Genomic DNA, 26,152 nt, shown 5'->3' on the forward strand with positions numbered 1-26,152 from the left:
CAGGTCGCACCGAGGGCATCGTACCCGCGGGGGAGGCGCCCGCCGAAGGGTGCCGCACAGGCCGTTCGGCGAGGTGGGAGCAGAAGGGGCGCACCGCGCATGGTGACCCAGGGTGAGCGGAGCACGCCGCGTCGCGTTCGATTCGGGCGCGGAAGGCGGGGGTGCGGACAGAACGAAGCCCCCGATCACGGGGGAACAACCGGGGGCTTCGCGTCCTGAGGCGGCTTCGATTGCCGCACATTGAGAACGTAAGACCTGTACGGGGCCCCGGTCAAGCGGAGTTGAAGCACTTGGCGAAGTTCGAGCGCAAGACCCTTCACAGGTTCACCACATCGCGGGTGGTCCCTCACGGTGTGTGACGCCGCGGCGCGGTCAAGGCGTCCCCATCGGCCCCGGCAGCACCTCGTACCCCTCGGTCAACTGCCGTACCAGCAAGTCGGCGTGCGGCCTCGACGGGTCCCCGGCGAAATGTCGCAACTCCGCCTCGACCCATCCCTCCCAGAACTCCCGCTGCTCCTCCCCGTCCCGCGAGCGGCCGCGTGCCCAGGCCTGCTCCCGTGGCACGTCCATCCACAGCAGGTGCGCCAGGTACGGCCGCAGGGCGCGGCGGCCCGCGCCGACGCCCTCCATGAGGATCACGGGCGCCGGAGGGAGCGGCCGGGGCGGGCCGAAGCTGCGGGCGCGCCAGTCGTAGGGGGCGTAGTGGGCGGTCTCGCCGCGGCCGAGGGGCTCGATCACCTGGGTCAGCAGGCGTCCCGTCCACGCGAACAGTTCGTCGTGGCTCGCCAGGTCGTCGAGGTGGAGTACGGGGGCGCCGTCCAGTGCCCCGGCCAACCGCCCCGCGAACGTGGACTTCCCCGAGCCGGCGTGCCCGTCGACGCCGATCAGGCGGACCGGACCGCAGGACGCGGGGAGGCGGCACAGGCGGGAGGCGAGCTGGTGGATGGCGGTTCCTGGGGTGTGCGAAGGTGCGGCGCGCAAGTCTAGGCCCTGTCGTTCGGATCATCCCGGCGTCGGCTGCAAGGCGCCGTTCCTCGCAGCCGGACTGATCCGAAACACACGGCCAGGTGGCGCACGGCCGTCCTCCCGCCGCCGGTCCGTCAGTGGCTCATTCCCGCGTTCCCGGGCGTGGCACGGGCAAAGGTACTGGCAGGTGCGGCCGCTCGCGTCCATAGTGGGCGCACACCACGCACCGGACCCGCCCCGACCCGGACACCCTGGGGGTCTTCCACCCATGAGCACAGCCGAACATCCGTCCTCCGCGGCCGATCGGCGCCCCGGCCGCACCGATGAGCCCTCCCGCAGGAAGGTCCTCGCCTCCGTGGTCGCCGCCGCGGTCGTCGGGGGCTCGGAGCCGGCGGCCGCCGACCCGGCCGACACCGCGGCCTCCGAAGCGGCTCCGGCCCGCACCGTCGACCACCGCTCCTGGACCACGTACACCGACTGGCGGGCCGGCGCCGCCCAGGGCACCCGGCCCGTCTCGGGCGCCCGGCCGGGTCTCGTCATCGGCACCCCGCTCGGGACCGTCGACTACACCGACCCGCACACCGGCCGGACCGCCGTCTGGGAGTACGCGACCTGGACGTCCCCCGTCCACCGGCTCGCCGTCCCCTCGACCGAGGCCATCGCCTCCTGGAACGCGAGCACCCCGGCCGGCACCTGGCTCGGGATCGAGCTGAAGGGCGCCTACTCCGACGGCACGGACACCCCCTGGTACGTGATGGGGCGGTGGGCGGCCGGCGACCAGGACATCAAGCGGACCTCGGTCGACGACCAGACCGACGGCAGGAGCACCGTCCAGACGGACACCTTCGCGATCGACGACGCGTCCACCGGGCTGCGCCTCGCCTCGTACCGGCTGCGTCTGACCCTGTACCGCAGGCCCGGCACCCGGCTCACCCCGACGGTGTGGCGCGTGGGCGCGACGGGCTCGGACGTCCCGGACCGCTTCACCGTCCCGGCCTCCGTGCCCGCCCTCGCGCGGGAGCTAGGCGTCCCGCGCTACTCGCAGGAGATCCACGCGGGCCAGTACCCCGAGTACGACAACGGCGGCGAGGCCTGGTGCAGCCCCACCTCCTCGCAGATGGTCATCGAGTACTGGGGCGGCCGGCTCACCCCGGAGCAACTGGCCTGGGTCGACCCCGCGTACGCCGACCCGCAGGTCTGCCACGCGGCCCGGTCCACGTTCGACCACCAGTACAACGGCTGCGGGAACTGGCCGTTCAACGCCGCCTACGCGGCCACTTTCAAGGACCTTCAGGGCGTGGTGACCCGGCTGACCTCCCTCACCGACCTGGAGACGCTGATCGCGGCCGGGATCCCGGCCATGACGTCCCAGTCCTTCCTGAAGGAGGAGCTGACGGGTGCGGGGTACGGCACCGCCGGGCACCTGATGACGGTGATCGGCTTCACGGCGGAGGGCGACGTGATCGTCAACGATCCGGCCGCGCCGAGCAACGCGGCGGTGCGGCGCGTCTATCTGCGGCGGGAGTTCGAGAACGTCTGGCTGCGGACCAGGCGCCACAACGCGAGCGGCAAGGTCGTCTCCGGCACCGGAGGCGTCTGCTACCTCTACTTCCCGGCGCGTCCGAGCGCGCGTCAGCGCGAGGCGCTCGCGGCGGTGGGGGTGCGCTGAGGAGACGGCGGGGGCTCGGCCCTCCCGTCGTGTGAGCAAGGTCTCGGCGGCAAAAGCCCTGACCGGTGGCAAGGTGGACAGACCGGACCTGTTCGCACGACCTCAGTGAGCCACCATGACCGCACACGCAGCCACCGCCGCCCGCACCCGCACCGGCGGTCCCCAGGACGACGGCCCGAAGATCCTCGAGCACGTCATGGGCTGGGTCCTCGTCGTGGTCGTCGCGATGCTGGTGACCCGGCTCGGCCTGGTGTGAGGGACGGCGCGCGGCGGTCCCCCGGCCTGTGACCCGTGTGACATGACCCACGCTTCGACCTGACATACTGACGTCGTCCCGCCGACCGTTGGAGACCAGGGTCGAAGTTGAATATCAGTCACCAGCGTGAGGCCGCTCGCCCCCGGGCGCGCGGCACCGAGCGCTCTCTGGCACGTCGCGCCGAACTCATCGCCATCGGGCGGAAGTTGTTCGCCGACACCTCCTACGACGCGCTCTCGATGGACGACATCGCCCGGCAGGCGCACGTCGCCAAGGGGCTGATCTACTACTACTTCCAGTCCAAGCGCGGCTACTACCTGGCGATCATCCAGGACTCCGTCGCCGACCTGGTCTCCTTCGCGGCGAGCGGCCTCGAACTGCCCCAGGTGGACCGGGTGCACCGCACCATCGACAGCTATCTGCGCTTCGCCGAGCACCACCAGGCCGCCTACCGCACGATCGTCAGCGGCGGCGTCGGCTTCGACGCCGAGGTGCACGCCATCAGGGACAGTGTGCGCGAGGCGCTCGTGGCGACCATCGCCGAGGGCGCGTACGGCCGCAGCGACATTCCGTCGCTGCCGCGCATGGGCCTGCTGGCCTGGGTGTGCAGCGTGGAGGGCGCCACCCTCGACTGGATCGACCGCCCCGACCTCTCCCGCGACACCATGCGCGACCTCCTGGTGAAGACCCTGGGCGGAGCCCTGCGCGCCATCGAGGAACTGGATCCCGCGTTCCCGGCCCCCAAGCCGGCCCGCCGGGGGTTCTGACGGGCAAGGGGCGGAGGCTCGTGGTCCTCCGCCCCAAGTCTCCCGTCGGCCGGGCTACTTGATCGCCTTGATCAGCTCACCGTCCGTCGTGTCCCCGCTCAGCTCCCAGAAGAACGTCCCGCCCAGCCCCTGCTGGTCCTTGTACTTCATCTTGATCGCGAGGGTCTTCGGGGTGTCGTAACTCCACCACTCCGAGCCGCACTTGGCGTACGCGGTGCCGCCGACCGTGCCGGTCGCCGGGCACTTGGCCTTGAGGACCTTGTAGTCCTCGCTGCCGTCCTCGTACGTCCCCGGCGCCGGACCGGTGGCCGTGCCGCCCGGCTTCGCCTGGGTCACACCGGTCCAGCCGCGCCCGTAGAAGCCGATGCCGAGCAGCAACTTCCGCGACGGGATGCCCAGGCTCTTGAGCTTGGCGATCGTGGTCGCCGTGTCGTAGCCCTGCTGCGGAATGCCGGGGTACGAGTGCAGGGGCGAGTGCGGTGCCGTGGGGCCGGTGGCCGCCCAGGCGCCGAAGTAGTCGTACGTCATCGGGTTGTACCAGTCGACGTAGCGCGCAGCGCCCGCGTAGTCCGCCGCGTCGATCTTGCCGCCGCTGGTGCCGTCGGCCGTGATCGCCGCCGTGACCAGCGCGCGCTTGCCGAACTTGGCGCGCAGGGCCTTCATCAGCTCCGGGAACGCCTCCCGGCCGCTGGTGTCGCAGGTGAGACCGCAGGCGTTCGGGTATTCCCAGTCGATGTCGATGCCGTCGAAGACGTCCGCCCACCTGGAGTTCTCGACCAGGTCGTAGCAGGACTGGGCGAAGGCCGCCGGGTCCTTGGCCGCCTCGCCGAAGCCGCCCGACCAGCTCCAGCCGCCGAAGGACCAGATGACCTTGAGGTCCGGGTGGAGCCTCTTCAGCTCGCGCAGCTGGTTGAAGTTGCCGCTGAGCGGCTGGTCCGCGGTGTCGGCGACGCCGTCCACGGACTCCTCGGCGGTGAACGGCCTGTCGGTGTCGGCCCAGGAGTCGCCGAGGGCGCACTTGCCGCCGGTGACGTTGCCGAAGGCGTAGTTGATGTGGGTGAGCCTGTCCGCCGAGCCGGAGGTCTCGATGTTCCTGACGTAGTACTGGCGGTCGTAGATGCCCCAGTCGGTGAAGTAGCCCACGACCTTGGAGCCGGTCGCGGCGGTCTGGGCGGGGCCGGGCTCGTCGGCGGTGGCGGTGCCCGCGCCGGCGAGCAGGGCGGCGCCGAGGGTCGCGCAACAGCCGGCGGACAGGAGCGTCCGGAGCCGGGCGCGTGGGCGGAGCGGGGTGTGCATCGGGTGTCTCCTCGCAGGGGACAGGGAGGGGAACGCACGCCGATTGGCATGAACGCGGGGAAGCGTTGGAGCGAAACGGTAGGAGGACTAGACCAGTTCGGTCAATGGTTTGGACCAATCCGGTGGCCGGGAGCCCGTGCGGCAACGCCGTGGCGCGGGCATACTCACAGCGCGAAGCCGCTGGTCAGTCAGCGAAGTGAGGGACGCCATGCCCGACCGTGCCCCGCCGCCGGTGGACCGCCTCCTGCCCACGGAGGAGGCCCGCGACCTGCTCGCCCTCGTCCATGACATCGCCCGCCGCGAGATCGCCCCCACGGCCGCCGAGGAGGAGGACGCCGGCCGCTTCCCGCGCGAGCTGTTCACCCTCCTGTCGGAAGCGGGCCTGCTGGGCCTGCCGTACGACTCCGCGTACGGCGGCGGCGACCAGCCCTACGAGGTGTACCTCCAGGTCCTCGAGGAACTCGCCGCCGCCCGCCTCACCGTCGGGCTCGGCGTCAGCGTCCACACCCTCGCCTCCTACGCGCTCGCCACCTACGGCACCGAGGAGCAGCGGGCCGCGCACCTGCCCGGCATGCTCGGCGGCGGCCGACTCGGCGCCTACGGCCTTTCCGAACCGGCCTCCGGATCCGACGCGGCCTCGCTGCGCACGAAGGCGGTGCGGGACGGGCGGCACTGGGTGATCACCGGCACCAAGGCCTGGATCACGCACGGCGGCATCGCCGACTTCTACACGGTCCTGGCCCGCACCGGCGGCGAGGGGCCGCGCGGGATCACCGCGTTCCTGGTGCCGGGCGACGCCGAGGGCCTGAGCGCGGCGCCGCCGGAACGCAAGATGGGGCTGAAGGGCTCACCCACCGCCCAGCTCCACCTCGACGGCGTGCGGATCCCGGACGCGCGGCGTGTCGGCGGCGAGGGGGAAGGCTTCGCGATCGCCCTGGCCGCGCTGGACTCCGGGCGGCTCGGGATCGCCGCCTGCGCGATCGGCCTCGCTCGGGCGGCGCTGGACGAGGCGGTCGCCTACGCGCGGGAACGGCGGCAGTTCGGGCGGCCGATCGCCGACTTCCAGGGGATGCGCTTCCTGCTCGCCGACATGGCGACCCGGATCGAGGCGGGCCGGGCCCTGTACCTGGCCGCGGCACGCCTGCGGGACGCGGGCCGGCCGTTCGCCCCGCAGGCGGCCATGGCCAAGCTGTACTGCACCGACGCCGCGATGCAGGTCACCACCGACGCCGTGCAGGTCCTCGGCGGCTACGGCTACACCGCCGACTTCCCCGTGGAGCGCTATCTGCGCGAGGCGAAGGCGCTGCAGATCGTCGAGGGCACCAACCAGATCCAGCGCCTGGTCATCGCCCGTCACCTCGTGGGTCCGGAGAGCCGCTGAACTGCCCCGGCCGCACCAGCGGGGCCACCAGCCGCACCCACTCCGGGTCGTGCCGGCCCGGCAGGGTGCGGCCCCGGTCGGCCCAGGCGCGCACCATGTCGCGGTAGATCGGCGGGTCCTGCGGGGGAGGCGGGGCCAGCGGAACCGTTCCTGCCGACACGGGGAAGAAGAGCTGGCGGTGACGCCCGGGCGCTGCTGAAGTAGTGGGGGTCATACCGGGGGCAACGCCCACACACCGGTCCAGGTCACCGGCTCGCTCGGTCGGGCGTGCGTTCGGGATGTGCCCCGGTTTTCCGTGCGGCGGACGTCTGGCCGCCGCGCCGCTGTCTGACGTACCGTCAAATCCCGTGCGTCCAGGGAGAGGTGCGCTCATGCCCGACGACCGTCCTGTGCCGCTCGACGAGTACCCCGTCCACCAGGTGCCCCTGTCGATGAAGCACGTCGCGACGGGCGACCGCAACGCCTACGACCGCTGCATCTTCCACGTCCTCGACCACCGGGGCCGCGCCCTGCTGATCGCCGGGCTCGGCGTGTACCCCAACCTCGGTGTGATCGACGCCTTCGCGACCCTGCGCCGGGGCGACACCCTGCACGCCGTCCGCGCCTCCGACGCGCTCGGCGACGACCGGATGCGGCTGGAGGTCGGCCCGCTGCGTGTCCTGGTCGAACGGCCGCTGCGGGACTTCGTGTTGAGCTGCGCGGCCGACCCCGACGACCCGGACGGAATGTCGTACGAGATCCACTGGTCGGCGGACTTCCCGGCGCTGTGGGAGCCGCATCACCAGCAGCGGCGGGGTGGGCGGCTGACGCTGGAGGGGAAGCGGTTCGTGCAGGCGGGACGGTGCGTGGGATGGCTGCGGGCGGGCGGTGAGGAGATCCGGCTGACGGCCGGCGCGTGGACCGGCACCCGCGACCGCAGCTGGGGTGTGCGACCCGTCCCCGGCGAGGACGGCGGGCGGCTCGCACAGGACCACCCGACCGAGGGCTTCCACTGGATCTGGTGCCCCGTCCGCTTCGACGACCGCTTCCTGATGATCATCACCCAGGAGGACGCCGACGGCCACCGCTCCCTGAACGACGCCACCCTCGTCCGCCCCGGCCGCCGCGACCGCCAACTGGGCTGGCCCCAGGCCGAGATCACCTACCGCTCCGGCACCCGCCATCCCGAGCGCGCCCTCATCCACCTGGGGGACATCCGCCGCCCCCTGAAACTGGAGGTCGAGATCCTCACCTCCTCCCCGCTCGCGATCGGCGCCGGCTATCCACCCGCCGACGAATGGCAGCACGGCACCTGGCGCGGCCCCGGCTGGATCGACCGCCGCGCCTACGACCTGACGCGGCCGCACCCCCTGGCCGCCTACGGCGTCACCGACCACGCGGCCCGCTTCCGCCTCGACGGTCAGGTCGGCCACGGCGTCTTCGAACACGGCTCGTTCGGCCGCCACGACCCGAGCGGCTTCACCGGCTTCGACTCGGTCGCGCCGTAGAGGAGTCGACGATGGCACCTCGGCCCCGGACCACCACCCGTGACCCCGATGATCTCGCGCGTCGGCTGACGGCCTGGCTCGGCACCCGGCTGCCCGGTGCCAGGGCCACCGCCGTCACCGTCCCCGCCGCCAACGGCATGTCCAGCGAAACCCTGCTCTTCGACCTCGACCACCCCCAACCCCCGTACCGAGCCTGCGCGTTGAGACTGGCGGCGGACCCGTCGGCGTACACCGTCTTCCCCGTGTACGACATGGCCCGCCAGTACCGCACCATGCGCCTGGTGGCCGAGCACACGGACGTGCCCGTGCCGAGGGTCATGTGGCTGGAGGAGGACCCGGAGCCGCTGGGCGCGCCGTTCCTCGTCATGGAACGGGTCGACGGCCGTGTCCCGCCCGACGTCATGCCCTACACCTACGAGGGCAGCTGGCTGCACGCGGCGAGCGACGCGGAGCGGGAGCGGCTGGAGGCCTCCACCGTCGGTCTCCTGGCCCGACTGCACGACCAAGTACCGCTGGACGACGCCGAGTTCCTCACCCTGCCCGGCGACGGGGACGCCCTGCGGCGGCACGTGCGGGCCCAACGCGCCTACTACGACTGGGTCGTCGACGGCCTCCCCCGCTCACCGCTCATCGAGGACGCCTTCGACCGGCTCACCGACCTGTGGCCCCGCCATCCGGGCACCCCCGTGCTGAATTGGGGCGACGCCCGTATCGGGAACGTGATCTACGACGGCTTCGAGCCCGCTGCCGTCCTCGACTGGGAGATGGCCGCCCTGGCCCCGCGCGAGGTGGACCTCGGCTGGACGGTCTACCTGCACCGCTTCTTCCACGACCTCACGGTCGCCTCCGGGCAGGACGGACTTCCCGGCTTCCTGCGCCGCGACCGCGTCGAGGAGCGGTACGCGCGGCTCACCGGCCACACGCCCCGCGACATGGACTTCTACACGCTGTACGCCGCGCTGCGGCACGCGGTCGTCATGCTGCGCGTCGCCTACCGGCAGGTCCACTTCGGCGAGGTCGCCGTCCCGGCGGATCCGGACACGCTGATCCTGCACCACGGCAGCCTGCGAGCCATGGTGCAGGGCAGCTACTGGAGGTGAGCCGGCTCGGCCGAGCGGAAGCGCTCAGGCGGCGTGGCGGCGCAGCACCGGCACGCGCATCGGGCGCGAGCCCGGGCCGCCGACGTGCGAGAAGGGCTGCATGCGCCAGTCCAGCCCCTGAGGGAGCGTCAGCAGGAGCGCGGTGTCCTGCTCCTGGGGCTCGAAGGACTCGTCCGCGGGACGCGCCTCGGACGCCGCGCGTCCCGTACCGGCGCAGACCGTGAGCCCGAACGGGTTCCACGGCGAGGCGCACAGCGCGTGCTCCGGCAGGACCTCCTCGTCCGCCAGCAGGGCGATGGGCTGCGCGCAGTCCGGGCAGATCACCCGGTACATCTCGAAGGTGTCGTACGCGTCGAACTCGTCGGCGCCGCCGGTGAGGTCGGTGTCGAGGCCGTCGGGTTCGACACCCTCCGGCTCGGGCTCGACGACAACGGGCTGGAACCGCTTGGGCGCGGTGCGACCAGGGCGCTTAAGACTCTGCATGGGATTCTCCCCCTCGGGCTGGGCCGTGAAGGCGCTGCGGCCTCGACCACAGCAAGCACTTCCCAACCCGTCTCTGCGGTAATCACGAGGACATCACGAAGCCCTCACAGGGCTTGTGGCGTTCGTCACATGCCCCGCGCAGATGCCCGTCCGGCCGCCCGACCCCCCATCCGGCTCACAGATGACGCCCAGCCACATCACAAACCGGGTATGACCTGGGCTGCATAGGTATACGAGGAGGTCAGAGGCACTGTAGGTTCTTGCGCATGGAGGAGCTGGACCGGCAGATCGTACAGCTGCTCGTCACGGACGGGCGGATGAGTTACACCGACCTGGGCAAGGCCACGGGCCTGTCCACATCGGCCGTGCACCAGCGGGTGCGCCGACTGGAACAGCGGGGCGTCATCCGCGGATACGCGGCCGTCGTCGACCCCGAGGCCGTCGGGCTGCCCCTGACCGCCTTCATCTCGGTGAAACCGTTCGACCCCAGCGCTCCCGACGACATCGCCGACCGCCTCGCCGGGGTGCCCGAGATCGAGGCCTGCCACAGCGTGGCCGGCGACGAGAACTACATCCTCAAGGTGCGGGTGGCCACTCCGCACGAACTGGAGGAGCTGCTGGGCCGTCTGCGGGCGCTCGCGGGCGTCTCGACACGGACGACGGTCGTCCTGTCCACCCCGTACGAGGCCAGGCCGCCGCGGATCTGAGGGGTCCGCGTGCCGGCCGGCCGGGGTGAGGCGCGAAACTGTTCCCCATGAGTGAGCGCACCCCCGAGCCGAAGACCGTCCTGCTCCGCCGAGGAGAGGTCCACAGCCCCGCCGACCCGTTCGCGACCGCGATGGTCGTCGAGCGCGGCCAGGTCGCCTGGGTCGGCTCCGAGGGCGCGGCCGACGCCTTCGCGGACGGCGTCGACGAGGTGATCGACCTGGACGGCGCCCTGGTCACCCCCGCGTTCACCGACGCGCACGTCCACACGACGTCGACGGGCCTCGCCCTGACCGGCCTCGACCTGTCGACCGCCCCCACCTTGGAGGCGGCCCTCGCCCGCGTACGGGACTTCGCCGCCGCCCGCCCGCAGGACAAGGTCCTGCTCGGCCACGGCTGGGACGCCTCCCGCTGGCCCGGCGGTCGGCCCCCGACCCGTGCGGAGCTGGACGAGGCCACGGCCGGCCGTCCCCTGTACCTGTCCCGCATCGACGTGCACTCGGCGGTCGTCACCACCGCCCTGCTCGATCTGACCCCCGGCCTGGGCCCGGTCGACGGCCCGCTCACCGCCGACGCCCACCACGCCGTACGCGCCGCAGCGTTCGCTGCTGTGACGCCCCGGCAGCGCGCCGAGGCCCAGCGCACCGCCCTCGCGCACGCCGCCTCCCTGGGCATCGGCTCGATCCACGAGTGCGCCGGCCCGGAGATCTCCTCCGAGGACGACCTCACGGAGCTGCTGCGGCTCGCCGCGCGGGAGCCCGCACCGCGTGTCGTCGGCTACTGGGCGGAGCGGGCCGAGGAGGGCGTGGCGAAGGCGCGGGAACTCGGCGCCCTCGGCGCGGCCGGCGACCTCTTCGTCGACGGCGCCCTCGGCTCCCACACCGCCTGCCTGCACGCCCCGTACACCGACGCCGCCCACACCGGAACCGCCTATCTGAGTGCCGACGAGGTCGCCGCCCATGTCACGGCCTGCACCGAGGCCGGACTTCAGGCGGGCTTCCACGCCATCGGCGACGCCGCCGTCGCCGCCGTGGTCGAGGGCGTGCGCGCCGCCGCCGACAAACTCGGCCTGGCCCGCATCCGAGCCGCCCGGCACCGCGTCGAGCACGCCGAGATGCTCACCCCGGAGACGATCGCCGCGTTCGCCGAACTCGGTCTGACCGCCTCCGTCCAGCCCGCCTTCGACGCCCTGTGGGGCGGCGAGGACGGTATGTACGCCCAGCGCCTGGGCGCCGAGCGGGCCCGAGCCCTCAACCCCTTCGCGGCGCTGCTGCGGGCCGGCGTCCCCCTCGCCTTCGGCTCCGACAGCCCCGTCACACCCCTCGACCCGTGGGGCACGGTCCGCGCCGCCGCCTTCCACCGCACTCCCGAGCACCGCGTCTCCGTCCGCGCCGCCTTCACCGCCCACACCCGCGGCGGCTGGCGCGCGATCGGACGCGACGACGCGGGCGTCCTGGTGCCGGGAGCGCCGGCGGACTACGCGGTGTGGCGCACGGACGAGCTGATCGTCCAGGCCCCCGACGACCGGGTCGCCCGCTGGTCCACCGACCCCCGCTCCGGCACCCCCGGCCTGCCCGACCTCACACCGGGCTCCGACCTGCCCGTTTGCCTGCGCACCGTGGTCGCGGGGCGGACGGTGTTCGTACGGCCGGGCGAGTGATCTCCCGGGGCGATGCGGGGCGGATCACCCGTCCGCACGCCGTGCCGCGACCTGTCGCCGATCCCCGCCTGACCTGCGCATTGCCGGAATACCCGCAGGCCAAACAGCTGTTGACAGCCGATGGCCGGGGGCCGGTAGGTTCGGCCGAGTCCACCACAGGACGCCCCGCCGGGAACATCCGCGCACTCGCCGCGGCGCCGCTGGGTCAGGGACGGCCCGCCGCACCGGCGGACCGCCACTGGGAGCCAGGCTCAGCGCCAGCGCCACGGCGAGGGAGCGTTCCGGCCGGTCGGGGAGGTGTGACCCGGGTGGGGCCCGGGCGCTCAGTAGACAACGGCTTCAGGTCGACCCGCAGCCAGCGGGCGCCAGGTCGGCCCGAAGGGCGCCGGGCCCCCATCCGCAGCACCGCGGGAGCTCACTCGTACGCAGTAGGCTCGTCCCCACAGGCCGAAAAGAGCATGTGTACCCCGCTTTTGTGAAAACGACACCACCATACGAACGTCCCGTCACGTCACCGCAGGCGGCGGCCACTATGGTGGTCCCCTGCGTACGGACTTGAAGGGGCAGTAGTGAACGACGGCGACGTGACCTCCGCGGCACAGGACCGGGTGAGGCGGTTCGGTCCGCTCGGTAAGGCCTTGGTGATCATCCCCACCTACAACGAGGCGGAGAACATCAAGGCCATCGTCGGCCGGGTGCGCGAGGCTGTCCCCGAGGCCCATGTTCTCGTGGCCGACGACAACAGCCCCGACGGCACCGGCAAGCTCGCCGACGAGCTCGCCGCCGAGGACGACCAGGTCCAGGTGCTGCACCGCAAGGGCAAGGAGGGGCTCGGCGCCGCCTACCTGGCGGGCTTCCGCTGGGGCCTCGACCGCGGCTACGGCGTGCTGGTCGAGATGGACGCCGACGGCTCCCACCAGCCCGAGGAACTGCCCCGTCTGCTCACCGCCCTCAAGGGCGCGGACCTCGTCCTGGGCTCCCGCTGGGTGCCGGGCGGCCGCGTCGTGAACTGGCCCAGGTCCCGCGAGATCATCTCCCGCGGCGGCAGCCTCTACTCCCGCGTCGCGCTGGATCTGCCCCTGCGCGACATCACCGGCGGCTACCGGGCCTTCCGCCGCGAGACCCTCGAGGGCCTCGGTCTCGACGAGGTCGCCTCCCAGGGCTACTGCTTCCAGGTCGACCTCGCCCGGCGCGCCGTCAAGGCCGGCTTCCACGTCGTCGAGGTGCCCATCACCTTCGTCGAGCGTGAACACGGCGACTCCAAGATGAGCCGCGACATCCTCGTCGAGGCGCTGTGGCGGGTCACGGCATGGGGTGTGGGGGAGCGGGTCGGCAAGATCGCGGGCAAGGGGGGCCGGCCGGACCAGCCGCAGTCCTCGGCCCCTGCCCCGGCGTCGCCGGAACAGCCGCACAGCAACGGCTGATCGACCGCTTATGCCGCACTGAGCCGGGTCCAGGCACACTGGGGGCATGACGACTGGCGCTCCGACTCCCACCTACCCCGCCCGCCCTCGGCGCTCCCGACTGCGGACGTTCCTGCCGCTCGGCCTCGCCGCGTGGCTGGTGCTGGAGATCTGGCTGCTCACCGTGGTCGCGGGCGCGGCCGGGGGGTTCACGGTCTTCCTGCTGCTGGTCGCCGGGGTCGTTCTCGGCTCGGTGGTGATCAAGCGGGCGGGCCGGCGGGCCTTCCAGAACCTGAACGAGGCCCTCCAGCGCGGCACACCCCCGTCCCGGGGCGGCGGCAACGGACTCATGATGCTCGGCGGCCTCCTGCTGATCATCCCGGGCCTGGCCTCCGACGCGCTGGGCCTGCTCCTGCTGCTCCCACCGGTCCAGAAGGCCGTCGGCCGCTACGCGGAACGCACGGTCGACCGCACACTGCGCGAGGCCGCACCGGGTTCCCTGGGCGACGCCTTCCAGCAGGCCCGCATGCACCGCCCCGACGGGAAGGTGGTGCAGGGCGAGGTGATCAGGGACGAGGAGCGGGGGAGGGACGCGGCTGGCGAACCGCGCCCGCCGTTGACGCGCTGAGCCGTCGGCAGCCGTTGGTCGGTACTTCTCGAAAGCCGGCCGGGCATCTCAGCCTGTCCGGCGTCCGAGGACGAGGCCTTCGGGCTCAGACGAGGCCCTCGGGTTCATGGGTGCTGGGGGCGAAGCCCCCACGACCGGCGACCCACTCCGCTCCGGCCCCACACAACGACCGCGGGCGCCGTACGTGAGATCACGTACGGCGCCCGCGGTCATGTGCGTGTGTTGTGTTCCGGCTTCCCGCTACGCGGACTTGCGGCTGTCCCGGGGATGCACCGCCAGGTTCATCGCTCCGGAACGCAGAACCGCCAGCCGCTCCTCGAGGACCTCTTCGAGTTCCTCACGGGTACGCCGCTCCATCAGCATGTCCCAGTGCGTACGCGCGGGCTTGGCCTTCTTCTCCTCAGGGCCGTCGCCGTCCACGAGGAGTGCCTGGGCTCCGCAGACCTTGCACTCCCACTCCGGCGGGATCTCCGCCTCGACCGAGAAGGGCATCTCGAAGCGGTGCCCCTTCTCGCATGCGTACTCCACGGCCTGGCGCGGGGCCAGGTCGATGCCGCGGTCCGTCTCGTAGCTGGTCACCACGAGGCGCGTGCCGCGAAGAGCTCGCTCACTCATGAATCGTGCCTCCCGGGCTTGTCGCCCACAGGACAGGTGTCGCTGTCGTCGTCATCCGGTCAACGTCCGGTCGGCGGTAAAGATTCCCGTTCCGAGTCCCGTTCCGGGTCATGCGTCGCCGTCGTAGCCGCAGCCTTGTCAACCAGTGCAGTACCCACCGGCGCCCGGTTTGTCACATCTGCAAGGAGATGTCACCCAGCGTTTCGGCATCTTTGACGCGCAGTAACGGTACGCCTGGCAGGCCAAACGCGTACACTACCGCCCTTTCCCGTTGAACGCTAAATCCTTTCCGGCACCGGATTACCGGCGTCGGCGATCGCCTGCCGCACCGGAACCCGCGCGAGCAGCGCGAACCCCAGGACGAAGAAGGCCACGAGGGAGATGATCGCGTCGCGATAACTCCCGGTCAGCTGGTAGGTCAGACCGAACAGCAGGGGGCCCAGCCAGCTCATCCCGCGGTCGCTCACCTCGTACGCGGAGAAGTACTCGGCCTCCTTGCCGGGCGGGACGAGGTGGGAGAAGAGGGAGCGGGAGAGGGCCTGGCTGCCGCCCAGGACCAGGCCGATCGCGGCCGCCAGCAGGAAGAAGCCGACCGGTGCTCCGGTGGGCAGGAAGTACCCGGCGCCCAGGGTGAGCGTCCATGCCACGAGCGAGCCGAGGATCGTGCGTTTCGCGCCGTACCGGCGGGCCAGCCGCCCCATCGTCAGGGCGCCCGCGACGGCCAGCACCTGGACGAGGAGGACTGCGCCGATGAGGGTGGACTGGCCGAGGCCGAGTTCCTCGGAGCCGTAGACCGAGGCCTGGGAGATCACGGTCTGGATGCCGTCGTTGTAGACGAGGTACGCGAGGAGGAAGGCGAGCGTCAGGGGGTGGCGGCGCATGTCGCGGATCGTCGCGGCGAGCTGACGCAGGCCGGGAGCGGTCGTCTCGCGCGCGGGCGACGGGCGGTCGCGCAGTCTGAGCAGCGGGACGAGCGTGAATCCGCCCCACCACAGGCCCGCCGAGGCCAGACAGATGCGCACGGCCGTCGACTCGGAGACGCCGAAGGAGTCGTGGGCGAGGTACAGGACCAGGTTCACGACCAGGACCAGCGAGCCGGCCGCGTATCCGAAGGCCCAGCCGCGTGAGGAGACCGCGTCGCGTTCCTCGGGCGGGGCTATCTGGGGCAGGTAGGAGTTGTAGAGCATCATCGCCACCGACTGGGCCGCGTTCGCGACGACGAGCAGCGCTCCGCCGAGGAGATAGCGGTCGCCGGAGAGGAAGAACATGCCCGTCGTGGCCGCGGCTCCGGTGTAGGCGGCGGCCCCGAGCAGGGGCTTCTTGCGGCCCGTGCGGTCGGCCGCGGCGCCCACCAGCGGCATCAGCAGCACGGCCACGATCACCGACAGGGACACCGAGTACGCGAAGAAGGAGCCCGCGCGGACCGGGACGCCCAGGGGGTGGACGTACCCGCCGGCGTCCGCGGCGTCCTCGGCGACCGAGGTCAGATACGGCCCGAGGAACACGGTGAGCACGCTCGTCGAGTAGACGGAGCACGCCCAGTCGTAGAAGTACCAGCCGCGCTGTTCGCGCCGGCGCCCCGAGGCGTCGTCGGACGCCGCCGTCCGCACGGTGTCGGTGCCCACCCGTGCCCTCGCTTCCCCGCTGCAGGTGCGCGCGAGGACCGAAGCGGGTGATCGGGGACGACCGGGGTCAGACCCAGACGCCCCGGTCCTCCAAGACCTTGCGCAACGTGTCGATGTGATCGGTCATGATGCCATCGACCCCGAGGTCCAGGAGCCGGTGCATCCGGTCCGGTTCGTTGATCGTCCACACGTGTACCTGCAACCCGCGCGCGTGGGCGGCGCGGACGAAGCGACGGTCCACGACCTGGATGCCCGACTGGGCCTCGGGCACCTGGGCGGCCACGGCCGACCGGCGCAGCGCCGCGGGCACGCCCCAGGACCGCAGCCGCAGGTTCAGCACGCCCCGGGTGCCGTACGACGTCGCCAGGCGCGGTCCGGCCAGCTGCTGGGCGCGCACGACGCGGGCCTCCGAGAACGAGCCGACGCAGACGCGGTCCCAGGCGTTGGCGCGCGCGATCAGATTGAGCAGGGGGTGGAGCGCCGGCTCGGCCTTGAGGTCGACGTTCCAGCGGGCGTCGGGGAAGGTCTCGAGGAGTTCCTCGAAGAGCGGGACCGGTTCCTTGCCCGCCACGCGCGCGTGCTGAACGTCCGCCCACGGCAGGTCGCCGATGCGGCCCGCGCCGTCGGTCACCCGGTCCAGCGTCGCGTCGTGGAAGGCGACGAGCTTGCCGTCCCGCGTGGCGTGCACGTCGGTCTCCATGTAGCGGTAACCCGCCTCGACCGCGCGCCGGAACTGCGCCACGGTGTTCTCCAGACCGTCCGCGGCCCCGCCGCGGTGCGCGAACGGGATGGGCCCCGGATGGTCGAGGTACGGGTGGCGCATGAGGGTGGTCACGGACGCAGTATCGCCCCCTGGGGTGACCCCGTGGCAACGACCGGGCTGCCGCCGGATGCCGACGGGACGGCGAACACCCGCAGGAAGAACTGGGCCAGCGGGCCGATCGACACCGCGTACAGCAGGGTGCCGACGCCGATCGTGCCCCCCAGGGCGAAACCGGTCACCACGACCGCCACTTCGACGGCTGTCCGCATCAGACGGATCGAGCGGCCGGTGCGCCGGTGCAGCCCCGTCATCAGACCGTCGCGCGGGCCCGGTCCGAAACGCGCCGCTATATAGAGGCCGGTGGCCACGCCGTTGAGGACGATGCCGGCGGGCAGCAGCGGCACACGGACCGCCAGGGTGTGCGCCTCCGGGACCAGGGCGAGCGTGCCGTCCATGGCGAGGCCCACCACGAAGACGTTGGAGACCGTGCCGAGGCCCGGGCGCTGACGCAGCGGGATCCACAGGAGCAGCACCCCGGCGCCGACCACGATCGACACGACGCCGATCGTCAGGCCGGTCAGCTCGGCGAGACCCTGATGGAGCACGTTCCACGGCTCCAGACCGAGACCGGCTCGTACGAGGAGGGCGGAACTCGCGCCGTAGAGGGCGAGGCCGGCGTAGAGCTGGAGGAGTCGGCGGGTGAGGCTGCCGTGCGACGGGCTGTCCTGTGGTGGCGGCGCGGACAAGTGGTCCCCCCGGTGGTGGTAGTGGCCTGACGCATGACACTCTGTGGCTTGGAAGCAAACGTCATCCATGGCCAATTCCGGGAAGGTGGACTGGTAATCATGGCGCAGTGGACTTCCGCGGTGGGAGCCGCGCAGCTCGCACGGCTGCTCAAGTCCCAGCAGGACCGCCCGGCGGGCCCGGGGACGCGTCGGCCGCCCGCCTACCGCGCGCTCGCCGACGGCATCCGGCTGCTGGTCCTGGAAGGGCGCGTCCCCGTGGCCGCCCGGCTGCCCGCCGAACGGGAACTGGCCCTTTCTCTGTCCGTGAGCCGTACGACCGTCGCCGCCGCCTATGAGGCGCTGCGCGCCGAGGGCTTCCTGGAGTCACGGCGGGGCGCGGGCAGCTGGACCGCCGTTCCGGCGGGGAACCCGGTCCCCGCGCGCGGTCTGGAGCCGCTGCCCCCCGAGGCCCTCGGCTCGATGATCGACCTGGGCTGTGCGGCCCTGCCCGCGCCCGAGCCCTGGCTCACCCGGGCCGTGCGGGGCGCACTGGAGGAGCTGTCCCCGTACGCCCACACGCACGGCGACTATCCGGCGGGTCTGCCCGCCCTGCGGGCGATGATCGCCGAGCGCTACACCGCGCGCGGGATACCGACGATGCCCGAGCAGATCATGGTGACGACGGGTGCGATGGGCGCCATCGACGCGATCTGCCATCTCTTCGGCGGGCGCGGCGAGCGCATCGCCGTCGAATCGCCCTCCTACGCCAACATCCTCCAGCTCATGCGCGAGGCGGGCGCCCGTCTCGTGCCCGTGGCGATGGCCGAGGGGCTCGCCGGGTGGGACATGGACCGCTGGCGCCAGGTCCTGCGAGAGGCCGCGCCCCGCATCGCCTACGTCGTCGCCGACTTCCACAACCCGACGGGCGCGCTCGCCGACGAGGACCAGCGCCGCCGGCTCGTCGAGGCTGCCAGGTCGGCGGGAACCGTGCTGGTCGCCGACGAGACGATGACCGAACTGTGGCTCGACGAGGAGTTCGAGGGCGGCGCGATGCCCCGGCCCGTCTGCGGCTTCGACCCCGCCGGGTCCACGGTGATCACCGTCGGCTCGGCGAGCAAGGCCTTCTGGGCCGGGATGCGCATCGGCTGGGTGCGAGCCGCTCCGGACGTCATCCGCAGTCTGGTCGCCGCGCGCGCCTACGCGGACCTGGGGACGCCCGTGCTGGAGCAGCTGGCGGTGAACTGGCTGTTCAGCACGGGGGGTTGGGAGCAGGCGGTGGACCTGCGCCGGCAGCAGGCCCGGGAGAACCGGGACGCGCTGGTCGCCGCGGTGCGGCGGGAGCTTCCGGAGTGGGAGTTCGCCGTGCCCAAGGGCGGGCTGACGTTGTGGGTGCGCGCCGGGGGACTGTCGGGCTCGCGGCTCGCCGAGGCGGGGGAGCGGGTGGGGGTGCGGGTGCCCTCCGGGCCCCGGTTCGGCGTCGACGGCGCCTTCGAGGGGTATGTGCGGCTGCCGTTCACCGTGGGAGGTGCGGTGGCTGACGAGGCGGCGGTGCGGTTGGCCGCGGCGGCGCGGATCGTCGAGAGCGGCGGGACGGTGGGGGCGGAGGGGCTGCGGACGTTCGTCGCGTGACGCGAGGGACGTCGGCGGGGGTGGCTGGGTTCGCCCGCCCGCGCCGACGGGGCGCCGCCCGTCCGCTCCGGCGCGGCCTACGAGCTTTCCGCGGCCACCGCCTCGGCCGGCACCGGCAGCGTCTCCCCGTCCGCCGGGGCCGTCCGCGCCGGCAGCAGGTCCAGCACGGCCTGCCGGTGCGCGTCGCTCGTCGCGTCGTCGTAAGGGTCCGGGGTCGCCGGTACCTGGAGGCGGTGCACCGGTCCGGTGCCCAGGCGGGCGTACCCCCGGCCCGGCGGGACGTGGTCGACGGGAGTGGTGTGCGGGCGTGCGCCCAGGATCGCCTCCAGCAGGTCGGCCGGAGCGGGGCCGAGCACGACACGCGCGCGCGTGTGCTGTCGTACGGCCTCGCTGAGGGTGTCCAGGCTGTCGAACTGCTCGGCCACGACCACCGTCACCTGGGCCGCGCGGCCGTGCCGGAGGGGGACCTGGAGGAGGGACTGCGGGTCCTTGCGGCCGTCCGCCTCGGCGAGGTGGGTGAACGCGGTGGGGCGGTCGAGCAGGATCCACAGGGGGCGCTTGGTGTCGTCCGGCGGCGGGTGGCCCGCCTGGCGGGCCTGGTTCGCGGCGATCAGCCGGCGTTCCGTCTCCTGTGCGGCCCATTCCAGGGCGGCCAGGGCCCCGGCCAGGCCGACCTCGATGCCCAGGACGCCGTCCCGGCCGGTCAGGCAGGCGTACTCGCCGGTGCCGCCGCCGTCGACGACGAGGACGTCGCCGTACCGGAGGGACTGGAGGGCGATGGAGCGGAGCAGGGTCGAGGTGCCGCTGCCGGGCCGGCCGACCACCAGGAGGTGGGGCTCGGTGGAGCGGATGCCGGTGCGCCAGACGACCGGCGGGACGTCACGCTGTTCCTCGCCGTGGGTGAGCGGAAGCGTGCGCGGGACCTGGGAGGGGTCGGTGAAGCCCAGGACCGTCTCGCCGGGCGCGGTCACGAAGCGCTGGGCGGTGATGTCGGTGGGGAGCGGGGGGAGAACGGTCACGGTGAGTGTGTTGCCCTCCTCGTCCCAGGTGAAGTGGTACTCGCGGCCCCGGCCGGACTTGGCCGACAGCAGATGCTCGACACGCGCGCGTGCCTCGGCCTCGCCGTCCGGGAAGTAGGCGGGGTAGCGGATCTCGAGGTCGGTGATCCGGCCGGAGCCGTCGAACTCGTACGACGCGAAGGCCTTCGCCCACTCGCCGCCGTGGGCGTAGAGGGGAGCAGGGTCCTCGGTCGTCGAGAAGTACGGCACCAGGGCCTCGTACAGGGCCTGGAGTCGCTGGGTCTGCGACTCGTCGGGGCCTTCGGGGTCCGGTGGGGTGCGGTCCCGGCCCTGCCAGGCCGCGGCCGCCATCAGCGTGGTGACGCAGAGCAGCGGACCGTACGGCATGAGCGCCACGACCAGGATCATCGAGGCCATCAGGAACAGCAGCGGCCCTCGCTTGTCCCTGGGGGTCTCGGCCCACTTGCGCCGCCCGGCCGAGGCCAGCCGGCGCAGACCGCGGGTGATGGTGATCAGTGGGTGGAGGACGTCGGTGGCGCTGTCGGCCGCCGTCCGGGCCAGCTCCCGGCTCCGGGTGATCTGCGCGCTGCCTGTGCTCAGGATGCGGGGGAGGGGACGCCGGGCCACTGCGGTCTCCTGACGGTGCGTACGGAAGGGAGGGTCGGCGGGTCGGCGGGCGGCGGCGTCAGAACTTGATGCCGCCGAGCAGGCTCGCCAGGCTCTCGCCGCCCGCCTTGATGCTCGGGGCGATGGCCGTGCTCGCCAGATAGAAGCCGAACAGGGCGCAGACGCAGGCGTGCGACGCCTTGAGTCCGTCCTTCCGGAAGAACAGGAAGACGATGATGCCGAGCAGGACCACGCCTGAGATGGACAGGATCATGTGAGTTCTCCTGGTTCATGGGGACAGTCACCCTGAGTACTTCCAGGCTCACAGGATGTATCTATACGATAAAAGGTGCAACTGGGTGAAATTCCGGAGTTTTCCCTCGGGTGGCGGAAGTCCTGACGGGCTGCCTGAGCAGCGGAGTTGCGGCGAACGGGTCTGACCGTGATCTTTGCCTGCGACGGGTCCCGGTATGTGCCCGCCGAGCCAGTACCCTGGCGATTCACCTGAACGGCTGTAACGAGAGGCGGTCCGGCCGATGAGCGAAGCCCCCGACCCCGAGGTCGTGGAGCTGGCGACCAAGATCTTCGATCTGGCCCGCCGGGGGCAGACCGAGGCGCTCGTGGCGTACGTCGACGCGGGCGTTCCGGCCAACCTCACCAACGACCGCGGCGACTCGCTGGTGATGCTCGCCGCCTACCACGGCCACGCCGAGGCGGTCCGGGCCCTGCTGGCCCGCGGCGCCGAGGCCGACCGCGTCAACGACCGAGGCCAGACCCCGCTCGCCGGGGCCGCCTTCAAGGGTGAGACGGAGGTCGTCAAGGTCCTCCTGGAGGCCGGCGCCGACCCGGCCGCCGGCACGCCCTCGGCGGTCGACACGGCACGGATGTTCGGGAGGGCGGAGCTCCTGGAGTTGTTCGGCGTGCAGTGACGCCGACCGCCCTGAGCAGGTAAAACGCAGGTTCTGAGCAGGCAGATCGACGACCACGGGGGAGGCGGTACGGGGCCGCCGGAAATTTCGGTCGCGGCAGGCTGAACTGCCGGGTCATCATGACGTCGTGATTCACGGACGCGATGGCTGGGCAGGTGTTGCCGCACCGCGCGGGCCGTGATGCGGTCCGCATGGGCCACCGACGAGAGGCAGAGGAAGATGGTCTACAACAAGCAAGAGACGGCGGGCGCCCCGACGTGTTGTCACGCGGCCAGGTAATGCGTGTTCCCCGGTTGCGTCGACGCTTGATGTGAGGCTGTTTCCCATGTTCGATCCGGTCATAGCGCCCAGCGGTACGCTGCTCGGCCTGCTCCAGCGGGGCCGCGGCGACGGCACACTGCACGCGCTCACCGCCCCCCGCCCCGAGGCGCTCGCGGCACTGAACCACTGTGTGCTGCGCGACCCCCGCCACGACTGGCAGGTGGAGAACCGCTCCCTGTACTACGCCCGTCTCTACCTCGACCTGAACGGCGAGCTGGACGAGATCGAGGCGCACCTCTTCGACGTCGAGGACGCCTTCGACACCGACGAGTCCCGGACGGGCCTCGCCCTCGCCGTCCTGGGCCACCTCGCCTCCTACGGCAGGCGCGACGCCCTCGAGCTGTTGCGCAGATACGCCGCGTCCGGGTCCAACTGGGCCTGGGCCCTCGACGAGCTCGCCCTGCGCGACGACGACGCGGGCCTACGCGCCCTGGCCGCGCCTGTCCTCGCCCGGTTCGCGACCGACGCCGAGGGTGAGGCCGAGCTGGCCGCCGCCGTACGGGACGCGTTCGAGCCACGGCCCTGGCGGCTGTGGGCCGAGGATCCCCGCGAGTACATCTCCACGCGCGTGCGTGCCGCTCAGGAGACCGGCTGTTTCGACCGCTGGCAGCGGCAGCTGAGTCCCACCGGCCCCCGCCCCGGCTGGAGCGTGCAGGCCGTCTTCGAGTGGGCCCAGCAAGGCGTCGAACGAGGCGCCGCACTCCATGTACCGGCCGCCCGCTGCCTCACCGCCGTGGCAGGGCCCGAGGACCGGCCGGAGATCGTGCGAGCGGCCAAGGACGGCACCGAGGGAGCCCGGTGCACCGCCCTGCGCTACCTCGCCGACAGCAACGATCCCGACGCCCTCGACCTGATCGAACAGGCCGTGGCCACCGGCTCGACGCCCGTCGTCGAGGCCGCCGTCGACGCCTTCGAACGCATGCGCAGCGTCGCGGCCGTCGACCGTGCCCGCGGCTGGGTCCACCGGCCCGACGCCCTGGGCGCCGCAGCGGGCCGCATGCTCGCCTGCCGGGGCGCGGCCCGCGACAGCGAACTGGTCCTCGGCGCCCTGCGCGAAGCCGTACGCGGCGAAGGCTGCGACGCACCCACGCTGTGGACCCTGGTCGACGGCGCCGGACGCCTCGGCATCGTCTGCGCGGCACCCGTCCTGCGCCACATCTACCGCGAGACCGCCTCGTCCCATCTGCGCGGGCGCTGCGCCCGCGCGCTCGCCGCCACCGACCCCTCCTTCGCCACCGGCTTCGCCGTCGAGTGCCTCTGGGACTGCGAGGAGACCACCCGCGAGATCGCCGCCCGGCACGCCGAGACCGGCGACGCCCGGGTCGTGGAACGGCTGCGTCGGCTCGCCGCCGACCCGGCCGAGGAGGCGGAGGTCCAAACGGCGGTACGCAGCCGGATCGGGCCGGACGCGGCCGCGATGTGATCCCCCGGATCGCGGTGTGCCCGCCGGGTGAACACGGGATGACCCGCGGGTCAGGTGCGCATGGACGCCGTCTGACCTGCGCGGGTGTGCAGCGCAACGCTCATGGGACGTTTGTCGTCCGGAAAGATCCACGTTGACGCGGCCACGTCCAGCGCGGCGACAACACCGGTATGCGTGTCGTCATCGTGACCGAATCCTTTCCCCCCGACGTGAACGGCGTGGCCCACTGCGCGCTCCAGACCGCCCGGCACCTCGTAGATCGCGGTCACCTTCCGCTCGTCGTCGCGCCGGCCACCGCCGCCGGCAGCGGGCCCGACGCCCAGGCGCCGTGCCCCGTCGTCCGTGTCCCCTCCCTTCCGCTCCCGGGCTACCCCCAGGTGCGCGTCGCCCTCCCCAGCCGACGCGTCGCCGCCGCCATCGTCGAACACCAGGCCGACATGGTGCATCTGGCCAGCCCCTTCATCCTCGGTGTGCGCGGCATGGCCGCCGCCGCCCGGCTCGGCATCCCGGCCGTGGCCGTCTACCAGACGGACCTGGCCGGATACGCCCGCACCTATGTGCACGCGGGCGAGGCGGCCGCCTGGCGCCGCATACGATCCGTCCACGCCGCCGCCGACCTCACCCTCGCGCCCTCCAGCTCTGCCCTGCACGACCTGGAGACGCACGGAATCCCCAGGGTCAAGCTGTGGCCGCGCGGCGTGGACACCGTCCGCTTCCGCCCCGACCTGCGCGACGACGCGCTGCGCCGCGAACTCGCCCCGAACGGCGAGGCGATCGTCGGCTACGTCGGACGGCTCGCCCCCGAGAAGCAGGTCGAACTCCTGGCCGGTGCCTGCGGCCTGGAGGGCGTGCGAGTCGTGGTGGTGGGCGACGGACCCAGCCAGGCGGGACTGGCCGAGGCACTGCCCGGCGCGGTCTTCCTCGGCCGGCGGACCGGTGACGAACTCGCCCGCGTCTTCGCCTCCTTGGACGTCTTCGTGCACACGGGCCCCTTCGAGACGTTCTGCCAGACCGTGCAGGAAGCCATGGCGAGCGGGGTTCCGGTCGTCGCGCCCGCCGCGGGCGGACCGCTGGACCTGGTCGCGCACGGGCGCACCGGAGTGCTCGTGCCGCCGCGCGACGCCGCCGCCGTGCGCGACGCGGTGGCCGCGCTGGTCGCCGATCCCGCCCGACGGGCCGCCTACGGGGCCGCCGGGCGGGCGACGGTCGAGGGACGCACCTGGGCAGCCGTCGGGGACCAGCTGATCGGCCACTACGCGGACGTGCTCGCCGCGCGGCGACTGGTGGTGGCCGCATGAGCGCCGCACTGCGCGGGCCGCTGCGGATCGTCCGGCTCGCCAACTTCGTCGCCCCCGCCTCGGGCGGGCTGCGCACGGCGCTGCGCGAACTGGGCAAGGGGTACCGCGCGGCCGGCCACGAGCCGGTCCTGATCGTGCCCGGTGAGCGGGCGAGTGACCGGGAGACCGAGCAGGGCCGCGTGATCACCCTGCCCGGGCCGCTGCTGCCCGGTACCGGCGGCTACCGCGTCCTCACCGACAAGCGGCGCGTCGCCCGCCTGCTGGAGGAACTGGACCCCGACCGCCTGGAGGTCTCCGACCGTACGACCCTGCGGTGGACCGGCAAGTGGGCGCGACGGGCCCGGGTGCCCGCCGTGATGGTGTCCCACGAGACCGCCGACGGCGTGCTGCGCACCTGGGGCGTGCCGGAAGGAGCGGCGCGACGGGCCGCCGACGCGCTCAACATCCGTACGGCGCACACCTACGCGCGCGTGGTGTGCACCACCGAGTTCGCCGAGCGGGAGTTTGTGCGGATCGGGGCCCGCAACGTGGTGCGCGCGCCGCTCGGCGTCGACCTCGTCGAACGGCACCCCGCGCTGCGTGACGCGGAGCTGCGGGCGCGCTACGCGCGCACGGACGAGGCGTTGCTGGTGACGTGCACCCGGCTGTCCGTGGAGAAGCGGCCCGGTACGGCCCTGGACGCGCTCGAGGCCCTGGTACGGCGCGGCCGGCCAGTGGTGCTGGTCGTCGCCGGGGACGGGCCGCTGCGGGGCCGGCTCGAACAGCGGGCGCGTGAGCGCGGGCTGCCGGTCACCTTCCTGGGGCACGTGTCCGACCGGGGTGCGCTGGGCGCGCTGCAGGCGTCCGCGGACGTGTGCCTGGCGCCGGGGCCTGCGGAGACGTTCGGGCTCGCAGCGCTCGAGGCGATGGCCTGCGGGACGCCGGTGGTGGTGAGTGCCTCGTCGGCGCTGCCCGAGGTGATCGGAGCCGCGGGGGCTGTCGCCGCCGACACCGGGGAGGCCTTCGCGGACGCGGTGGAGATGCTCCTGGAGCGGTCTGTCGCGGAGCGGCGTGAGGAGGCACGCGCGCGTGCGGAGTGCTTCGGGTGGGGGGCGGCGGTGGAGGCGTTCCTCGACGCGCACGATGCGACGGTGCTGTGCCGTCCTGACGGGGGCGGTGGGACGGGACCGTCCCGTTCTGGTGCGGGGGAGGGGGCGGTGCTGTCCCGTTCTGGTGCGGGGGAGGGGACGGTGCTGTCCCGTTCCGGCGCGGGGGAGGGGACGGTGCTGTCCCGTTCCGGCGCGGGCGATGCGACGGTACGGTCCCGTTCCGGTGCGGGCGATGCGACGGTGCCGGCCCATTCCGGCGCGGGCGATGCGACGGTACGGTCCCGCTCCGACGCGGGCGATGCGACGGTAC

The 26,152-nt window shown here is 72.7% G+C and carries 23 protein-coding genes and 1 pseudogene; 15 read left to right on the forward strand and 9 right to left on the reverse strand.

Features of this window, described 5'->3' with window-relative positions:
• Positions 1 to 372: 372 nt before the first annotated feature.
• Positions 373 to 981, reverse strand: a complete 609-nt coding sequence (locus ACPT94_RS23340; RefSeq protein WP_360346934.1) for a uridine kinase family protein — start codon at positions 979 to 981, stop codon at positions 373 to 375.
• A 253-nt stretch (positions 982 to 1,234) separates the two neighbouring features.
• Between ACPT94_RS23340 and ACPT94_RS23345 the strand changes: the two genes are divergently transcribed.
• The 3 genes from ACPT94_RS23345 to ACPT94_RS23355 all read left to right on the forward strand — a co-directional run bounded on the left by ACPT94_RS23345 (position 1,235) and on the right by ACPT94_RS23355 (position 3,658).
• A complete protein-coding gene (locus ACPT94_RS23345; protein ID WP_425246737.1) occupies positions 1,235 to 2,635 on the forward strand; it encodes a C39 family peptidase in 1,401 nt (466 codons plus the stop codon).
• A gap of 115 nt (positions 2,636 to 2,750) precedes the next feature.
• On the forward strand, positions 2,751 to 2,891 hold the full coding sequence (locus ACPT94_RS23350) for an SCO1431 family membrane protein (protein ID WP_360346938.1): 141 nt from the start codon (positions 2,751 to 2,753) through the stop codon (positions 2,889 to 2,891).
• A 107-nt stretch (positions 2,892 to 2,998) separates the two neighbouring features.
• Complete coding sequence (locus tag ACPT94_RS23355; RefSeq protein ID WP_360346940.1) at positions 2,999 to 3,658, forward strand: TetR/AcrR family transcriptional regulator; 660 nt, start codon at positions 2,999 to 3,001, stop codon at positions 3,656 to 3,658.
• 54 nt (positions 3,659 to 3,712) lie between these two features.
• Here ACPT94_RS23355 and ACPT94_RS23360 read toward each other — a convergent pair whose 3' ends face one another.
• Positions 3,713 to 4,954: a glycoside hydrolase family 18 protein gene (locus tag ACPT94_RS23360; protein WP_425246738.1), complete on the reverse strand. Its 1,242-nt coding sequence runs from the start codon at positions 4,952 to 4,954 to the stop codon at positions 3,713 to 3,715.
• Between the two features lie 208 nt (positions 4,955 to 5,162).
• Between ACPT94_RS23360 and ACPT94_RS23365 the strand changes: the two genes are divergently transcribed.
• The 3 genes from ACPT94_RS23365 to ACPT94_RS23375 all read left to right on the forward strand — a co-directional run bounded on the left by ACPT94_RS23365 (position 5,163) and on the right by ACPT94_RS23375 (position 8,922).
• The gene (locus tag ACPT94_RS23365; RefSeq protein WP_360346944.1) at positions 5,163 to 6,335 is read left to right on the forward strand and encodes an acyl-CoA dehydrogenase family protein; all 1,173 of its coding nucleotides are present in this window, start codon (positions 5,163 to 5,165) and stop codon (positions 6,333 to 6,335) included.
• Positions 6,336 to 6,706: 371 nt separating this feature from the next.
• Positions 6,707 to 7,822 carry an Rv3169 family protein gene (locus tag ACPT94_RS23370; protein WP_360346946.1) on the forward strand — a complete coding sequence of 372 codons (1,116 nt, stop codon included), beginning with the start codon at positions 6,707 to 6,709 and terminating at the stop codon, positions 7,820 to 7,822.
• 11 nt (positions 7,823 to 7,833) lie between these two features.
• Positions 7,834 to 8,922, forward strand: coding sequence for a phosphotransferase family protein (locus tag ACPT94_RS23375; protein ID WP_425246739.1), 1,089 nt, complete (start codon positions 7,834 to 7,836; stop codon positions 8,920 to 8,922).
• Between the two features lie 24 nt (positions 8,923 to 8,946).
• On the opposite strand, the gene ACPT94_RS23380 is transcribed toward ACPT94_RS23375, so the two are convergent.
• Positions 8,947 to 9,405 carry a hypothetical protein gene (locus ACPT94_RS23380; protein WP_425246740.1) on the reverse strand — a complete coding sequence of 153 codons (459 nt, stop codon included), beginning with the start codon at positions 9,403 to 9,405 and terminating at the stop codon, positions 8,947 to 8,949.
• A 266-nt stretch (positions 9,406 to 9,671) separates the two neighbouring features.
• Here ACPT94_RS23380 and ACPT94_RS23385 point away from each other — a divergent pair, with 266 nt between their 5' ends.
• The 4 genes from ACPT94_RS23385 to fxsA all read left to right on the forward strand — a co-directional run bounded on the left by ACPT94_RS23385 (position 9,672) and on the right by fxsA (position 13,801).
• Entirely contained in the window at positions 9,672 to 10,112 is a 441-nt protein-coding gene (locus tag ACPT94_RS23385) for an Lrp/AsnC family transcriptional regulator (protein ID WP_360346952.1), read from the forward strand.
• 47 nt (positions 10,113 to 10,159) lie between these two features.
• Positions 10,160 to 11,770, forward strand: a complete 1,611-nt coding sequence (locus ACPT94_RS23390) for an amidohydrolase (protein ID WP_360346954.1) — start codon at positions 10,160 to 10,162, stop codon at positions 11,768 to 11,770.
• Positions 11,771 to 12,339: 569 nt separating this feature from the next.
• Positions 12,340 to 13,194 (forward strand): polyprenol monophosphomannose synthase, encoded by an 855-nt coding sequence (locus tag ACPT94_RS23395; protein WP_360346956.1) that lies wholly within the window; start codon positions 12,340 to 12,342, stop codon positions 13,192 to 13,194.
• Positions 13,195 to 13,240: 46 nt separating this feature from the next.
• Positions 13,241 to 13,801, forward strand: coding sequence for an FxsA family membrane protein (gene fxsA, locus ACPT94_RS23400; protein ID WP_360346958.1), 561 nt, complete (start codon positions 13,241 to 13,243; stop codon positions 13,799 to 13,801).
• Between the two features lie 240 nt (positions 13,802 to 14,041).
• Here fxsA and ACPT94_RS23405 read toward each other — a convergent pair whose 3' ends face one another.
• From ACPT94_RS23405 to yczE, 4 genes are all read right to left on the reverse strand, one after another.
• The gene (locus ACPT94_RS23405; RefSeq protein ID WP_010357981.1) at positions 14,042 to 14,416 is read right to left on the reverse strand and encodes an RNA polymerase-binding protein RbpA; all 375 of its coding nucleotides are present in this window, start codon (positions 14,414 to 14,416) and stop codon (positions 14,042 to 14,044) included.
• Between the two features lie 278 nt (positions 14,417 to 14,694).
• The gene (locus ACPT94_RS23410) at positions 14,695 to 16,041 is read right to left on the reverse strand and encodes an MFS transporter (protein WP_425246741.1); all 1,347 of its coding nucleotides are present in this window, start codon (positions 16,039 to 16,041) and stop codon (positions 14,695 to 14,697) included.
• 67 nt (positions 16,042 to 16,108) lie between these two features.
• Positions 16,109 to 16,876, reverse strand: coding sequence for a glycerophosphodiester phosphodiesterase family protein (locus ACPT94_RS23415; protein WP_425246742.1), 768 nt, complete (start codon positions 16,874 to 16,876; stop codon positions 16,109 to 16,111).
• Positions 16,873 to 17,550, reverse strand: coding sequence for a membrane protein YczE (gene yczE, locus ACPT94_RS23420; protein WP_360346965.1), 678 nt, complete (start codon positions 17,548 to 17,550; stop codon positions 16,873 to 16,875). The genes ACPT94_RS23415 and yczE overlap by 4 nt, the downstream gene beginning before the upstream one ends.
• 99 nt (positions 17,551 to 17,649) lie before the next feature.
• Between yczE and ACPT94_RS23425 the strand changes: the two genes are divergently transcribed.
• Positions 17,650 to 19,158, forward strand: coding sequence for an SCO1417 family PLP biosynthesis transcription factor (locus tag ACPT94_RS23425; RefSeq protein WP_425246744.1), 1,509 nt, complete (start codon positions 17,650 to 17,652; stop codon positions 19,156 to 19,158).
• A gap of 77 nt (positions 19,159 to 19,235) precedes the next feature.
• On the opposite strand, the gene ACPT94_RS23430 is transcribed toward ACPT94_RS23425, so the two are convergent.
• Positions 19,236 to 20,804 carry a hypothetical protein gene (locus tag ACPT94_RS23430; RefSeq protein WP_425246745.1) on the reverse strand — a complete coding sequence of 523 codons (1,569 nt, stop codon included), beginning with the start codon at positions 20,802 to 20,804 and terminating at the stop codon, positions 19,236 to 19,238.
• Between the two features lie 58 nt (positions 20,805 to 20,862).
• Entirely contained in the window at positions 20,863 to 21,057 is a 195-nt protein-coding gene (locus ACPT94_RS23435) for a hypothetical protein (RefSeq protein WP_360346971.1), read from the reverse strand.
• A 262-nt stretch (positions 21,058 to 21,319) separates the two neighbouring features.
• Here ACPT94_RS23435 and ACPT94_RS23440 point away from each other — a divergent pair, with 262 nt between their 5' ends.
• The 4 genes and pseudogenes from ACPT94_RS23440 to ACPT94_RS23455 form a co-directional block, all read left to right on the forward strand.
• Positions 21,320 to 21,712, forward strand: a complete 393-nt coding sequence (locus ACPT94_RS23440; protein ID WP_360346973.1) for an ankyrin repeat domain-containing protein — start codon at positions 21,320 to 21,322, stop codon at positions 21,710 to 21,712.
• A gap of 325 nt (positions 21,713 to 22,037) precedes the next feature.
• Positions 22,038 to 23,456, forward strand: coding sequence for a HEAT repeat domain-containing protein (locus tag ACPT94_RS23445; RefSeq protein WP_360346975.1), 1,419 nt, complete (start codon positions 22,038 to 22,040; stop codon positions 23,454 to 23,456).
• A 170-nt stretch (positions 23,457 to 23,626) separates the two neighbouring features.
• Positions 23,627 to 24,754 carry a glycosyltransferase family 4 protein gene (locus tag ACPT94_RS23450; protein WP_360346977.1) on the forward strand — a complete coding sequence of 376 codons (1,128 nt, stop codon included), beginning with the start codon at positions 23,627 to 23,629 and terminating at the stop codon, positions 24,752 to 24,754.
• Positions 24,751 to 25,914 (forward strand): annotated as a pseudogene (locus tag ACPT94_RS23455) (glycosyltransferase); the annotation flags it as partial. The gene ACPT94_RS23450 and the pseudogene ACPT94_RS23455, both read left to right, overlap by 4 nt.
• Positions 25,915 to 26,152: the final 238 nt, after the last annotated feature.

The organism is Streptomyces aurantiaciflavus (assembly GCF_049808595.1).
GTDB lineage: Bacteria > Actinomycetota > Actinomycetes > Streptomycetales > Streptomycetaceae > Streptomyces.

What these genes read in the sequence shown, in the direction of transcription:
- ACPT94_RS23345 (WP_425246737.1), top strand. Translation starts at nt 1,235, where the DNA reads ATGAGCACAGCCGAACATCCGTCCTCCGCGGCCGATCGGCGCCCCGGC.
- ACPT94_RS23350 (WP_360346938.1), top strand. Translation starts at nt 2,751, where the DNA reads ATGACCGCACACGCAGCCACCGCCGCCCGCACCCGCACCGGCGGTCCC.
- ACPT94_RS23360 (WP_425246738.1), bottom strand. Translation starts at nt 4,954, where the DNA reads ATGCACACCCCGCTCCGCCCACGCGCCCGGCTCCGGACGCTCCTGTCC.
- ACPT94_RS23365 (WP_360346944.1), top strand. Translation starts at nt 5,163, where the DNA reads ATGCCCGACCGTGCCCCGCCGCCGGTGGACCGCCTCCTGCCCACGGAG.
- ACPT94_RS23370 (WP_360346946.1), top strand. Translation starts at nt 6,707, where the DNA reads ATGCCCGACGACCGTCCTGTGCCGCTCGACGAGTACCCCGTCCACCAG.
- ACPT94_RS23375 (WP_425246739.1), top strand. Translation starts at nt 7,834, where the DNA reads ATGGCACCTCGGCCCCGGACCACCACCCGTGACCCCGATGATCTCGCG.
- ACPT94_RS23380 (WP_425246740.1), bottom strand. Translation starts at nt 9,405, where the DNA reads ATGCAGAGTCTTAAGCGCCCTGGTCGCACCGCGCCCAAGCGGTTCCAG.
- ACPT94_RS23385 (WP_360346952.1), top strand. Translation starts at nt 9,672, where the DNA reads ATGGAGGAGCTGGACCGGCAGATCGTACAGCTGCTCGTCACGGACGGG.
- ACPT94_RS23390 (WP_360346954.1), top strand. Translation starts at nt 10,160, where the DNA reads ATGAGTGAGCGCACCCCCGAGCCGAAGACCGTCCTGCTCCGCCGAGGA.
- fxsA (WP_360346958.1), top strand. Translation starts at nt 13,241, where the DNA reads ATGACGACTGGCGCTCCGACTCCCACCTACCCCGCCCGCCCTCGGCGC.
- ACPT94_RS23405 (WP_010357981.1), bottom strand. Translation starts at nt 14,416, where the DNA reads ATGAGTGAGCGAGCTCTTCGCGGCACGCGCCTCGTGGTGACCAGCTAC.
- ACPT94_RS23425 (WP_425246744.1), top strand. Translation starts at nt 17,650, where the DNA reads ATGGCGCAGTGGACTTCCGCGGTGGGAGCCGCGCAGCTCGCACGGCTG.
- ACPT94_RS23435 (WP_360346971.1), bottom strand. Translation starts at nt 21,057, where the DNA reads ATGATCCTGTCCATCTCAGGCGTGGTCCTGCTCGGCATCATCGTCTTC.
- ACPT94_RS23440 (WP_360346973.1), top strand. Translation starts at nt 21,320, where the DNA reads ATGAGCGAAGCCCCCGACCCCGAGGTCGTGGAGCTGGCGACCAAGATC.
- ACPT94_RS23445 (WP_360346975.1), top strand. Translation starts at nt 22,038, where the DNA reads ATGTTCGATCCGGTCATAGCGCCCAGCGGTACGCTGCTCGGCCTGCTC.
- ACPT94_RS23450 (WP_360346977.1), top strand. Translation starts at nt 23,627, where the DNA reads ATGCGTGTCGTCATCGTGACCGAATCCTTTCCCCCCGACGTGAACGGC.